The sequence below is a fragment of the Embleya sp. NPDC001921 genome, assembly GCF_053594475.1.
Window position 1 is genome coordinate 75,635 of record NZ_JBSFEO010000013.1, and the last position, 12,476, is coordinate 88,110.

At 70.8% G+C, this 12,476-nt stretch carries 9 protein-coding genes and 2 pseudogenes; 8 read left to right on the forward strand and 3 right to left on the reverse strand.

Translation table 11 applies throughout. The features are described 5' to 3' along the window. The first annotated feature begins 356 nt into the window (after positions 1 to 356). The 3 genes and pseudogenes from ACWCPW_RS17520 to ACWCPW_RS17530 all read left to right on the forward strand — a co-directional run bounded on the left by ACWCPW_RS17520 (position 357) and on the right by ACWCPW_RS17530 (position 3,297). On the forward strand, positions 357 to 962 hold the full coding sequence (locus ACWCPW_RS17520) for a dihydrofolate reductase family protein (protein ID WP_449762441.1): 606 nt from the start codon (positions 357 to 359) through the stop codon (positions 960 to 962). A gap of 1,163 nt (positions 963 to 2,125) precedes the next feature. Next, a pseudogene (locus ACWCPW_RS17525) lies at positions 2,126 to 2,350 on the forward strand (bifunctional DNA primase/polymerase); the annotation flags it as partial. A gap of 308 nt (positions 2,351 to 2,658) precedes the next feature. Beyond that, positions 2,659 to 3,297, forward strand: coding sequence for a hypothetical protein (locus ACWCPW_RS17530; protein ID WP_449762442.1), 639 nt, complete (start codon positions 2,659 to 2,661; stop codon positions 3,295 to 3,297). A 176-nt stretch (positions 3,298 to 3,473) separates the two neighbouring features. On the opposite strand, the pseudogene ACWCPW_RS17535 reads toward ACWCPW_RS17530, so the two are convergent. Both ACWCPW_RS17535 and ACWCPW_RS17540 read right to left on the reverse strand, forming a co-directional pair. Further along, a pseudogene (locus tag ACWCPW_RS17535) lies at positions 3,474 to 3,674 on the reverse strand (IS630 family transposase); the annotation flags it as partial. Positions 3,675 to 3,782: 108 nt separating this feature from the next. Further along, positions 3,783 to 4,178 (reverse strand): DUF6223 family protein, encoded by a 396-nt coding sequence (locus ACWCPW_RS17540; RefSeq protein WP_449762443.1) that lies wholly within the window; start codon positions 4,176 to 4,178, stop codon positions 3,783 to 3,785. A 213-nt stretch (positions 4,179 to 4,391) separates the two neighbouring features. On the opposite strand from ACWCPW_RS17540, the gene ACWCPW_RS17545 reads away from it, so the two are divergent. Together ACWCPW_RS17545 and ACWCPW_RS17550 are read left to right on the forward strand one after the other, a co-directional pair. Further along, positions 4,392 to 5,516, forward strand: coding sequence for a sensor histidine kinase (locus ACWCPW_RS17545; protein WP_449762444.1), 1,125 nt, complete (start codon positions 4,392 to 4,394; stop codon positions 5,514 to 5,516). Further along, entirely contained in the window at positions 5,513 to 6,178 is a 666-nt protein-coding gene (locus ACWCPW_RS17550; RefSeq protein ID WP_449762445.1) for a response regulator, read from the forward strand. Before ACWCPW_RS17545 ends, ACWCPW_RS17550 begins: the two co-directional genes overlap by 4 nt. Before the next feature lie 351 nt (positions 6,179 to 6,529). Here ACWCPW_RS17550 and ACWCPW_RS17555 read toward each other — a convergent pair whose 3' ends face one another. Beyond that, entirely contained in the window at positions 6,530 to 8,350 is a 1,821-nt protein-coding gene (locus ACWCPW_RS17555; protein WP_449762446.1) for a hypothetical protein, read from the reverse strand. 655 nt (positions 8,351 to 9,005) lie between these two features. Between ACWCPW_RS17555 and ACWCPW_RS17560 the strand changes: the two genes are divergently transcribed. The 3 genes from ACWCPW_RS17560 to ACWCPW_RS17570 all read left to right on the forward strand — a co-directional run bounded on the left by ACWCPW_RS17560 (position 9,006) and on the right by ACWCPW_RS17570 (position 12,174). Beyond that, complete coding sequence (locus ACWCPW_RS17560; RefSeq protein WP_449762447.1) at positions 9,006 to 9,203, forward strand: hypothetical protein; 198 nt, start codon at positions 9,006 to 9,008, stop codon at positions 9,201 to 9,203. 100 nt (positions 9,204 to 9,303) lie between these two features. Then, positions 9,304 to 10,026, forward strand: a complete 723-nt coding sequence (locus ACWCPW_RS17565) for a DUF2637 domain-containing protein (RefSeq protein WP_449762448.1) — start codon at positions 9,304 to 9,306, stop codon at positions 10,024 to 10,026. Between the two features lie 1,008 nt (positions 10,027 to 11,034). Next, positions 11,035 to 12,174, forward strand: coding sequence for a penicillin-binding transpeptidase domain-containing protein (locus ACWCPW_RS17570; protein WP_449762449.1), 1,140 nt, complete (start codon positions 11,035 to 11,037; stop codon positions 12,172 to 12,174). Positions 12,175 to 12,476: the final 302 nt, after the last annotated feature.

Genomic DNA, 12,476 nt, shown 5'->3' on the forward strand with positions numbered 1-12,476 from the left:
GTCCTGTTTCCCTTGATCGGACCGGTCGGTTCGGGGTCGGGATGTCGGCTTCCCGGCGCGCCCGGAATCGCCGACCGGCCGGGTGCGCGTCAGGCGGTCCAGTCGGGGTCCTGGGCATTGATGTCGGCGAACCGGGTGGTCAGGGCCGCGCGGGCGTCCCGGGTGGGACGGGGGTCGTCTCCAGACCGCACGGAAGTCCTCCGCTCGGGTCCGCGCGAACAGCCCCAAAAGTGGGTATGTTCGATTACTGACTGTGACGACTTCGAGTCTGTCATCGAAACAACCGAACGGACCGATGAGTTCGTGGCCCACGGCCGGTCCAAGCTCGTGACACCCTTGAAAGGGAGGACACCGCCATGCCAGAGCTTCTCGTCGACTTCATCACTTCCCTCGACGGCCACGCATCGGGAGAGGGCTGGCCCGGGTTCTGGGGTCTCGAGGGCCCGGAGTACCTCGCTTGGCTCGGCGAGCAGCCCGAGGTCACCTACCTCATGGGAGCCAACACCTACCGCCTGATGTCAGGCTTCGCCGTCGGCGAGGTCCCGAATGGCCAAGACGAGTTCAGGGCCGAGGAAGAGGCGTCCGTCGACGGGCTCACGCAAGCGTCCAAGGTGGTGTTCTCCTCCTCGCTCGAGGAGCCACTGACGTGGGCCAACTCCACACTCGTCCGCGACGACGCCGTCGAGACGGTCCGCGCCATGAAGGAGAACGGCTCGGGGCTCCTCAGCACGATCGGCAGCCTCAGCCTGTGCCGGTCCCTGCTACGGGCCGGACTCGTCGACCGCTTCCGGGTCGGGATCTTCCCGGTGATCACCGGGGCCACGGGCGCGGAACGCATCTACGACGGCTACCCGGACGTCGCCCTCGAGATGATCGAGCATCGGACCTTCGACGGCCGCATCGAGCTGGTCGAGTACAAGCCACGCGTACTCGAGCACCCGCCGCTCGGCACCCCTGCGTGACGTCGCCCCGTCCGCAGGTGTCGAACGCCACCGCCCGCCGCCTCTTCCAACCGGTCGAACCGGCGAGACCAGCCCCTGCACGGGCACGACTTGGTCGACCTCGCACTGCGCTTGGCGACGACGACCACCGTACGCCTGACCGGGGCGGGCGCCCGACGTCCGTCCGCAGGACCTGGTCCGGATCGCCCTGCGCTCCGCCTTCGCCGCGCACCGCGACCGCAGTGGCGGTGCGCGGTGACGGCGAACCTTCGACAGGCCCATCGGGGCACCTCTCGTGTCGTCTCCCGAGGACGGCAGCGCGGCGAATCACAGGGTGAGGAAGGCATACCAACTGCAGCCCGCAGTGCGAGAAAGAGCACGACTGCGGTGATGCGTCCGGGCAGGGTTTCGGCCCAAGCGAGTATCGGAACACGTCGCGCAATCGAGACGACACGACGTGACACAGGCTCGAACCCGTTCCCGGGGGAAATCGACGCGAGGCCCGCCGGAGCATCTCCGGCGGGCCTCGTTCGGTCGGTCGATGTGTGGCGCGGGAGGGTGTGACGATATTCGGCGCGGTGCGTACGGCGTTTCCTGAACGCGGGTGCCGTGGATGACCTTCACCTCCGTCGAAGTGGACGGTGATGCAGCCGCCGCCGACGACGGCCTGGCGGTAGTCGCGCTCGTGGATCGCGGTCGAGCCGTGGCCGTACGGTCGATAGCGATCCCGGTGATCTCCCCGTCGAATCGTGCCCACGCCCGTAATGAGGCGACACCGGCCCGTGCCTCGGAGGCCACCTCAAAATTGTCATGGCCACGAGAGCAGTGTCCTCGCATCCGGGTGGGTCGCCTCGGACCACCCGATCCACCGAGCCTTCGTCGGATGAGATCGGCAGAACTGTTGCCGTCCCAGCCGGTCGTCGAGGCCGAAGTGGGTGATGCGCGGCTGCGGGCCGCGCGATTCAAGTTCCTGACTCGCTGCGGGTCGGCGCCGCGATGGTCAGTTGGATGGCTCGCGTGTGACGAGCCTGTGCACGCAGCGATTGCATCGGAACTCGTCGCCGGGCGGCGGTACGCGACCGCCTCGGCCGTTCGCGCGCGACCGCGTCCAGCCCCAGGACCCGAATGCGATCACCGCGAACGGCAGTCCGACGTACACGCCACCGAACGCCGACAGGACAAGCGTGACCGCGGGCAGGGCGAACTGCGACACCTGCCGGCGGCACCCCCACCCCTCCACACGACTGCCCCTGCCGCCGGGCGGGCCGCTGGTGCCACGGTTTCCCGCCGCGACCCTCGACCCCGCCCGCATCGAGACCTGGTGGGGCGAGAACCCCCGACTCGGTGTGGGGGTCTCCTGCGGCCCGGCCGGACTCGTCGTTGTCGACGTCGACGCCCACGCCCCGCACGACCGGGACAGCGGGCCCGAGGCCCTTACCAGGCGGGCGCGCCCGGCGAGGCGGTCGACCCGCGCACCATCGCCCCCCCGGCGCGTCGGCGAGAAGACCCCCCGTTCCCCAGCGAGGCTCCGCCGCGATATCGCCGGCCGGCCGCCGAAGCCCGCACGAGGGACACACTCCTGGTCCGAGGAAGGCCTGTGCGGGAGCAGCCGAGAGCGGTTTGTCCACCAGGTGCGGTGGTGTGGAGATCACGATGGGTTCTCGGCCGTGGTGCAAGACGTTTTCGGCCGTAGCCTCTCACCATGCAGTCAACTCTGATGATCTACGACGGCACCGCACCGACCGACTCCGGCGTCCTGCGGACCGGGGGAGTGCCGCTGGCTCCTGCGGGATTCACCTGGCCCATATGCGGCTCCTTTTGCGGAGGGCCGCTGCAGTTCTTCGCCCATCTTCCCGTCGAGGGCGGCGTCCTGTCGGTGTTCGTGTGCCAGAACGATCCCGGTGCGTGTGAGTTCTGGGACGCGACGTCCGGCGCGAACCGGGTCTATCTGTTCCCCCGGGAGGAGCTGCGGCCGGTCGAGGTGCCCGCGACGGGCGTGACGCTGCTGCCCGCCACCTCGGCCATCCGCACCCACGTCGTGACGCTCGACCCCGCGGAGGACGGCGATGACGACGAAGTCGCGCCCGACGCATACGACCTCGCCCGCTCGGGGTGGAAGCGGGAGCCCGAAGAACGATTCGGGAAGCAACGCGAAGTGCTCGGGTCACTCGGAGGCAGCCCCTCCTACCTCGAGGACGACCGACTGCCCGCATGCCCCTCCTGCACCGGCACGATGGAATTCGCGGCACATCTGGAGGAGGGAATCTCCGCGCAGACCGCGATGAACCTCGGTGGCCGGCTGGGCTATGTCTTCGTCTGCCGCGCCTGCCGCGAAGGCGCCTTCCTCACGGACTGAGCAGTACACCCCAGACGTCGGCGACCTCATCCGGGGCGTAGGCGCGGCCGTCGTGCGGGCCCGGCCGGCGTTCCACCGAACACCTGCCGGGCCCAGAGGCGTTCACCGGCAACGGCGGAGAATCCGCTCCCAACGCAGGCCCACGCAATCACTGCTGAGGTTTCGGTTTGGGGTGACTACGGCGGGGCCGGGATCAGTCCGGTTTCGGCGATGAAACCGTCGAGGAGGGCGGGTCGGTTTTGCATCCTCTTCAGTGGGGTGCGGGCCAGGGCGGCGAGTTCGACGGTGGTGCACGCCGCCAGGTTTCCAAGGCTGTGCTTGAGGTGGGCCCACACGCCCTCGGCCGGGTTGAGATCGGGGGCGTCGGTGGGAAACCGGTCGGTCCCGTGATGGCGATGGCCTCGTCGGGGGTGGTAGAGCGTGCCGCTCCCGTTGCCGGGCGCGCCCGATCCGGCGCGATTCACCCCGATCGGCTTGCGTCGTGTTCAGTTGTTCACCGGGGCGGTGCGGCGGGATCGGGCGAGGGCGAGTGCGCCCAGGGCGCTGCCGGCGAGCCCGACGATCAGCGCGACGTAGGCGCCGCCCAGTCCGTTGCCGCTGCCGAGGCCGCCGTCTGCGGTGGCCGCGATCAGCCCGCCGAGGGCGATGGCGGCCAGTCCGGTCGCCACGGCCGCGCCGGCACCGCCTCGGCCGGGGCCGGTGCGGATACGGCCGGCGGCGCGGGCCAGTGCCGACCCGCCGACGACGACGGCGGTCAGTCCCAGCAGCGCGGCGGTGATCGCCCCCACGCGCCCCGCGCTCATGTCGGTGATGCCGGCGGCCACCGGTTGGGCGGAGACGTAGGCAACTGCCGGTGCGGCAAGCGCGGTTCGGACGGACATGGGGCGCTCCTTCTTCCGGTGGGTACCGCCCCGAGTTTGTCCGCTTCCCCGTCGGCGGTAGTCCGCCGGGCGCGGTCACTTCGCGCTGCCGCCGAGGCCGCATCCGACTACCGCGCACGCCGCAGGATCCGTGGCGCTACCGCGGTGGTGGTAGCGGGTTGCTCGTCCCCGGGCGGGATCCGCCCGCTCGTGGCGCCGGGCTAGGGTGCGCGCATGAGTACAGGGCGGTTCGCTGTCACGGCCGGGATCAGGGACGGGGCGGTCGCCGTCGGGGTGGCGGGGGCGCTGTTGGCCACCGGGTTGGCCGCGGAGCGCTCCGCCGCGCCGCTCGACCTGCTCGGCTACGCGCTGCTGGTGGCGGGCGGTCTGGCGCTGGCCGCCGGGCGGCGGGCGCCGGTGGCGGTGTTGGCCGTCACGGGGTTGTGCGCGTTGGGCTATCAGGCGGCCGGGTTCGATGTGCCGGTCGTCGCCTACCTGTTCGCGGTGTACGCCGCCGTCCGCGCCGGACACCGCACGGTCGCGGTGGCGGCCTCGGTGGTCCTGCTGGCTGTGCTTCCGCTCGCGGCGCTGGTGGACCTGCACGAGGTGGGCGCGGCCTACGCGCAGGCCCGTGGGGCCCTGGAGATCGCCTGGCTGATCGCCGCCGGCGCCGCGGGTGAGGCGCTGCGGCAGGCGGAGCGGCGCGCGGAGGAGGCCGAACGTACCCGGGAGGAGACCGCGCGGCGCCGGGCGGACGAGGAGCGGCTGCACATCGCGCGGGAGTTGCACGACTCGCTCACCCATCAGATCTCGGTCATCAAGGTGCAGGCGGAGGTCGCCGTCCATCTGGCCCAAAGGCGCGGCGAGGAGGTCCCGCAGGCCCTGCTGGCGATCCGGGAGGCCGGCCGTGAGGCGAGTCGGGACCTGCGGTCCACCCTGGAGGCGCTGCGCGACGACGGCAAGACCCCGCCGCCGGGACTCGACCACGTCCCGGACCTGGTGGACCGGGCTCGCACGTCCGGCCTGGACGCGACCCTGGCGATCGACGGACCACGCCGGGACGTGCCGGCCCCGGTGGGCCGGGCCGTGTACCGCATCGTCCAGGAGTCGTTGACGAACATCGCCCGCCACGCCGGCGCCGCCACCGCGTCGGTCCGTATCCACTACCGCCCCGACGCGATCTCCATACACGTCGTGGACGACGGCACGGCCACCCCTGACCGTGCCCCGGTTCCCGGTGTGGGGATGACCGGGATGCGCGAACGCGTCGCCGCCCTGGGCGGCCTGCTGCGCGCCGAGCCGCGCCGAGAGGGCGGCTTCACCGTCCACGCCGAACTCCCGCTGGAGCGCACGCCGTGATCCGTGTCCTGCTGGTCGACGACCAGCCGCTGCTGCGCAGCGGATTCCGCGCGCTCTTGGACATCGAGGACGACATCGAGGTGGTGGCCGAGGCCGCCGACGGGCAGGCGGGCCTGGAACTCGCCCGGGAACACCTGCCCGACGTCGCGCTCGTCGACATCCGGATGCCCGTCCTCGACGGCATCGCCACGACCCGGCGCATCGCGGCGGACCCGGCCCTGGCCGGGGTGCACGTGGTCATCCTGACCAACTACGGACTCGACGAATACGTCCTCGACGCGCTGCGCGCCGGCGCCGCCGGGTTCCTCGTCAAGGACGTCGTGCCGGAGGACTTCCTGCACGCCGTACGCGTCGCCGCACGTGGCGACGCCCTCCTCGCCCCCTCCATCACCCGCAAGCTGATCGACCGCTACATCACCCAACCCCCGCACCCGGGCACCGCCACGGGCCTGGACGAGCTGACCAACCGCGAACGCGAGGCCGTCGCCCTGGTCGCGCAGGGCCTGTCCAACGACGAGATCGCCGCCCGCATGGTGATCAGCCCGACGACCGCGAAAACCCACATCAACCGGGCCATGACCAAACTCCACGCCCGCGACCGCGCCCAACTCGTCGTCCTCGCCTACGAATCCGGCCTGGTGACCGCACGCGGCAACCCCTGACGGCTGCGGGGGAGTCGCTGCGGCGCCACCATGCCCGGTCGGCCACGCGGTGCACCACGCCCAGCCCCACCGCTGGGCGACTTCCCGGGGAACGGCGAAGAGTGCCGCGAGTCGGGGCAGTGCTTCGGTGGGACGCCGACACAACGCGCCGGGCCCGAAGACGCGGGAAAACTATCGCGGGCAGGCGGGGTACGGCGTTTCGTCGTTTTCGTGGCCGGCTCCCCGGCGTCGCCCTCCGGTATGTCGTGCGAACGACGACGTCATTCCCGCGGTGACGTCGTCGGTGCCCGCGTGGGTCTCGCCGGCGGGGTCAGTCCTTGGCGGCGGCGGACCGGTCGGACGACCGGTGGTTCATCGCTCGTACGACGGACGGGTCAGCTTGTGCCCGAGTCCCTTGTCGCGTTGGGCAGTTCGACCCGGGGCGTGCCCGGTGCCGATCCCGGCCCGTGCGGCGTTGGGGGCGGTTCCCGGGCGAAGTGCCGGCTTGGCTTCGAAGGCGCGCACCGGCGAGAAGCCTTTGGCGGCCGCCGTGTTCACGAGGGCGATCGACGGGGCCGGTCGTGTCGTGGGGGTGCCTGGCGAGGGCGGGCGGTGGTGGCGGTCCGGGGTGAATCGGGCCTGATGTTGGTGGGGCATGCCAGGCGCGCGCCCCCAGGTGGTCGGGTCGTTGAGCGACACCTGGCCGGACTGGGCACCGCGCGCCAGAGCCTGGGCGGCGCGGCGGTCGAGATTGGCCCGGCGCAGAGCGATGTCGAGGCCGAACGCGGCGCTGGTGTCCGCGGCAAGGCGCGGTGCGACGGACGTCGACAGTCGGGCGCCGTCGAGTACCTTCCGGGCGTTCGGGCCGCTGAGGCGGGATATCTCCGCCGCGGCCTGGACCTGCGAGCTGCTGATCTTCTGCAGGGCGGTGAACATCCCGGTGTTCATCGTGATGTGCGCGGCGGCACGGTTCGCGGCGTTCCACGGGCCGGGGGCGGGCAGGGCCCCGCGCAGTTCCCAGGCCCGCATCACGGGGAACCGCCCGGCGGTGTGGCCGAGGTCGGCCGCGATGCGTTCCACGGGAGCGGCGGGCAGGCCCAGGATCGTCAGGAGGGAGCGGGTGGCCTGCGCGCCTATGTCCGGTGACAGGCGACCCTCGGTGCCGCGCAGGAGGTCACAGGCGAAGGAGTAGGCCAACCGGTAGACGCTCTCCCGCGCGAAATGGTCCGAGGGGATGTGCCCCCGCTGTGGGTGCGTGGCGCGGCTGGCGGCGGATCCCGCGCCCGCTTGGGGGTTGGCGTGGATCCAGCGATCCGCGGTGGGGCGCCACTGCTGCGGCGCGGTGGTCGGGGCGAGGGCGTTTCGCCCGGTGAGGTTGAGTTCCTGCGCGAGGTCCATGACCGCGGCGTGCGAGGGGGCGGCTCGGGTGACGGCGGCCATGTCCCAGTCGATGACGGCCTGCAGGACGCCCTTGTGCAGGCGGTTGCCCGGTTTGGGGTCGTTGTGCACGATCCGTGGCGGACCATTGGACGTTGTGGCGGGCATGTGCGGTCCCAACACGGCGCGGAGTTCCCCGATCGGGGGGACGCCCCAGGACCTGAGCAGGCCCGGGATCCGCCGCTCGAGTTCGCCGAACAACCGCCAGAACGCCGGTACCCGGGCGGCGTCCCACGTCGACGGGCCGTCGAATACCAGCGGGTGCTCCTGGCGGGCGGGGTCGCGCATGGCGTCGATCACCGCGGTCTGGGCCCGTTCGAGCCGGGCTGTCTCCACGTCGGCCATGTCCGCGTAGCACTCGGCCTGCGCGGACTCGCCGTCGCCCTGATGGGCCGGCGCCGCCTCGGTGTCCCCGGCGTGCAGGAGCTCTTGGTGCACCCGGCCATCGCCATCGGTCCACTGGTACACCAGCGGGTCCACCCAGCTCATCGCCGGGTGGCCGGTGACGGCCTGATGCACCGCCCCGGACGGCAGGACGACGAAGTCGTAGGCGTCTCCGGCGGTTTTCTGCACCCGCTCGACATGGAGGATCGAGGCCGTCTCCCCGCCCGGACCGGGCGAGCGTTCGACCGTGACGTCGACCTGGTTGAAGCCGCCTTCGGCGCGGTTGTGCAGGCCGCTGACGACGAACTCGTCGTCCTCGCCGATATCGGCACCGTCCGCCGAACGGGGCACCGACGAACGCGCAGAATCCACCCGGCCTCCCGATCCGCCGCACGCGGTGTGGCGCGAAGCATACCGAGCCGCGAGACCGCATGTACGCCAGGCGCGGGTACCCGACGCCGTGCTCTCGTCCGGCAGCCCGGTCCGGCCATCCGGGTGGCGTTCGCCGTCAGCCCTCGCGAGGAAGACGACTCTTGCGCGCCCCACCGGTCGGGTTCGCCGAACGGCGATGAGCGCCACCGGCTCCCGCGGCCCCGAGGCGGCACCCGGTATCTGCCGGGTCGACGGATCCGGGGGCGTCCGAGGTCGGCGTGGAGCCGGCGAGGGCGGGGTCGGGGTGAAAAGGTTTCCAGCCGAATATGTGCACGGCGGAAGATAGGACTGCCGTTCCGGGGATGTCCCGAATTTTTACCAACTCGTGAGTTGTCCATTACGGAGGTAAAGAACTCTCCGGTGAGTGGTCGCGCTTCCCCGTGTCCCCAAGGAATTCGCGTCCTCGGCGGCGTGGGCCCTGCGCTGCCGGCGCTCGGAAATGTCCGATGCGTGATCGGAAAGGACGCGATCCCGGGGCGTCGTTCACCGATTCGGAGCAGATACCACCGGGAGAAGTCATCGTTACCCCGGCGTGACCCCCCGAGCATCCGCCTCCGCCGCAGCTCCTCCCACGCTTGCCCAACGTGCCTTCCCCATGGGGGATTGGGTACTCACCCCTCGCGCGGCGACGTTCCGCAAAAAGTCTCCGCACGCGTACATCGAACGTGCGGGACAGCGCGTCCCGCTTCGTCATTGCTCCGCCGACATGGAGCAGTTCGCCCTGACGATGGTGTTGATCGCCGCCGAGTACGCGCGCCGCCTCGACGACGTCCTGGACGATCCGCGACCGTGAATTCCGGCACCGACCGCCCGACGATCACGATGTTTGTATTCGGCATTGAAAATTCGTATCGGTGCCCTGCAGCGCCCGATCCCTTGAACGAATCAGGCCCATGTACGAAGGCTATGTATACGACCCCTACCCCTCGTCCGGCAGGCAATTCCCTCCGGGCGTCGCGTCCTCCCCCAGTGTGGCGGAGTGGCCGACACCGAACGCGACCACGTCGTTCGACGGGCTCTCCTCGTCGTTCGCGGTGGTGGGCGATTCGGGGTTCGAAGCCGACCTCGCCCGGCTCCTGGGGAACTCGGATCAGGAGGTTCCCGCCACCGTCGAACTCCCGGCCCCGATCCGGGCACCGGGCAGTCATCGCCGGCAGCCCCCGACGGCGGCCCGCCCGGTCACCGGCGCACGGCGACTGGACCGGCTCAGCCGCTCCATGGTGGCGGTCAGCGTCCTGTTGGTCGCCACGATCAGCGTGCTCGCCGCGCTGATCACCCTCGCCCCGCTGCGGCACACCGCCGGCCCCACCACCGGCCCGGCCCGCTGGTGGCCCGTCCTGGTCCAGGGACCGTGGGTGGTGGCCTCACTGTCGATCCTGCGTTCCAGCCTGCACCGCCGCCGGGCACTGCACTCGTGGATCGTGGTCGTCACCTTCGCCGGCCTGTCCATGACGCTGTCCCTCACCCACGCCCCGATGACCCTCCAGGGCGTCGTGGTCGCCGTCCTGCCCGCGGTGGCGACCACGGCCTGCCTGCACCAACTCGTACGCCAGATCACCCTCACCCGACCACCCCGACGATCCGCTCCCGGCCAAGTGCGCAACCCTCCACCCTGAACCACGCGCGTCCGCACGAACCACGGATCCCCTCACCGCCACGTCGCTCCCGACCCCACGAGAGCGGGAAGAACCGCAGTCGGGCGGCGCCTGCCAGGCGCCGCCCGACCGGCGTTCGTCGAGACCTGTCCGCACCCCCGAGAGGCGAAGAGCAACGGCGGCCTCACCGACCTGCGTTCCCGACCCGCATACCGCCACGCTCCCGGATTCACCCCGCCGGCCTGCCCCTCAACGCCTCCGATGTCGAGGTGTGACGACTCCGATGGAATCCACCCGATCCACCGGTCGCGAATTCGTGGATCCGGCGCGGAAGTTCGGCATCCGACCGCCGGTCGGGCGAACCGGCGTGTGCTGGGCGCGTGTCGGCGTGGCCGCACGCCGGCCGTGCGGGCCGCATGTGGTGCGAACGGGTGACGTGAGGGCATTCCCCGGTGGTGCGTGTGTCCGGGCCGTTATCGATGGGGTGTGGATGGGACATGCGGCGGTGCGTCGCCGTTCGGGGCGGGACGGGCCGATCGGCGCCGGTCGTCGGCGGGGGTGTCGGTGGGCGATGGTGGTTTCGTGTCGGAGACTTGGACTCCGATCTACGCGGGCCTGGTCGCGGAGTGGGTGGCGGCCGGTCGTGAACCACCTTGGCCCGTCTCGTCGTTCGCCGTCTGCGGGAGCTGTCGTCTGCGGCATCCGCCGGCTCCCGACACCCCCGTGGTGTTCGCGCCGTGCGGGTCGGTACCGATGTCGCGGGAGGAGGTGCCTGCGCGCGTGGCGACGGGTCGTCGCGCGACGCGGTGATCGGCTTGGTGGGTGCGCGACAGCCCCGTGACCGTGTGGCCACCTGTCGACGGGGTCGCCGGGACCACCACCCGCCGGTCCGATTTCTTCTTCCGTCCGCGACACTGGAGTTCAGGTGCGCGATCGGGTCCACGACCAGGGGTGATAGCCAATTTCTTATCGCTTGCAGGTCGATATTTGTCTTGGACCCGCGAGGCTTTCTCCGCTGTACTGAGCGCCATGATCATCACTGACCAGCGTCGCCACGGATGGACCCGCAGATTTCGCCAGTGCGGCGTGGCGGTCGTGGGCGTCGTGCTGGCCACGCCGGCTGCCGGTTGTGGCTTGCTGTCCGACGACAAAGGAACGGTGGCGGCCTCGGAGACCCCCGACAGGCGCGCATCGGCGGCCGTTTCCTCGGCACCGCCCCCGACCGTGCCCTCGTCGGCGCCCACGATACGGTTGTCGTCGGCCCCACCCACCTCGGGACCGGGATCGTCCACGCTCGTTCCCGCGCTCCAGGACTCCGCCGTGCGGGCTGTCGGGCAGAATTCGGCCGCTTCCCTGGTCGCGCTCGATATGCGCAATGGGGAGATCGTATCGACCGTGCATCGACAGGCGGGCATGTCGGGCGCGGTCGCTCCCGGTTCGACGTTCAAGATCGTGACGTCGTCGTTGTTGCTGAGCAAGGGAGCGGTGTCGCCGAACGCGAGTGCTCCGTGTCCGGTGAACTCCATGGTCAACGGTCAGGAATTCCATAACGTCGGCGGCATGTCCATACCGAAGGCAACGTTTCGCGAAGTCTTCTCCCGCTCGTGCAACACCGCGCTCATCGACCTGCGCGGGAAGATCGGCGACCGCGAGCTCGCCGACTTCTCCACCAAGTACTTCGGGCTCAACAGCAACGCCTGGAAGGTTGCCGCCGGACAGGGCACCGTGGACGGCGTGGTTCCCCCCGCAGCCGGTGAGAACGACAAGGCCGCCCAGATGATTGGGCAGGGCGCGTTGAAGATGAACCCCCTGACCATGGCCTCCGTCGTAGCCACTGCCGTCACGGGCGAATTCCATCAACCGATTCTCGAACGCGGTATGGATGTCCATACCGTCAAGGCCAAGCTTCCGAACAGCGTCAGCAGCTCCATCAGGACCATGATGATCGACTGCGCCACCACCGGCGCCGCCAAGGACGTTTTCCGCGGCATGCCCGGCGTCGGCGCCAAAACCGGAACCGCCGAAGTCGGTGACGCCACCAACGGTTGGATGGTCGCCTTCCGCGGCAACATCGCGGTAGCCGTCTACGTCGAGGGCGGTGCGTCGGGCTCCGGTGCTGCCGGCCCCATCATCCGCGACTTCCTGACGGCGGTGGCTCCCACGCGGTGATCACGGGCGAAGCGATCCGCCACCGGGACGAGCGCCGTTCGCCGGCGTCGTCGAGATCACCCGCGCGCACAGGGCCGCGCCTCGAATCCGCCGGGTCATCGACGCCGTCGCCCCGTTGCCGAGCGCACCGCGGCCGTACCGCCGATCGGGACGAGATGCCGGGGGGGGCGGCGGCCTCGGCCCAGTCGCGGGGATCGACGCGGCCGCGTAGTGGTGGCGATCGGGGCGTTGCAGGCGGAGCTTCATGAATACGGTGGCCATGGTGAACACCCGCTCGTGCAGCGCCCGCTCGTGCAGCGCCC

Bases quoted from the DNA above. Each gene is read 5' to 3' on its own strand.
- ACWCPW_RS17520 (WP_449762441.1), top strand. From the start codon at position 357: ATGCCAGAGCTTCTCGTCGACTTCATCACTTCCCTCGACGGCCACGCA.
- ACWCPW_RS17530 (WP_449762442.1), top strand. From the start codon at position 2,659: ATGATCTACGACGGCACCGCACCGACCGACTCCGGCGTCCTGCGGACC.
- ACWCPW_RS17540 (WP_449762443.1), bottom strand. From the start codon at position 4,178: ATGTCCGTCCGAACCGCGCTTGCCGCACCGGCAGTTGCCTACGTCTCC.
- ACWCPW_RS17545 (WP_449762444.1), top strand. From the start codon at position 4,392: ATGAGTACAGGGCGGTTCGCTGTCACGGCCGGGATCAGGGACGGGGCG.
- ACWCPW_RS17560 (WP_449762447.1), top strand. From the start codon at position 9,006: ATGGGGGATTGGGTACTCACCCCTCGCGCGGCGACGTTCCGCAAAAAG.
- ACWCPW_RS17565 (WP_449762448.1), top strand. From the start codon at position 9,304: ATGTACGAAGGCTATGTATACGACCCCTACCCCTCGTCCGGCAGGCAA.
- ACWCPW_RS17570 (WP_449762449.1), top strand. From the start codon at position 11,035: ATGATCATCACTGACCAGCGTCGCCACGGATGGACCCGCAGATTTCGC.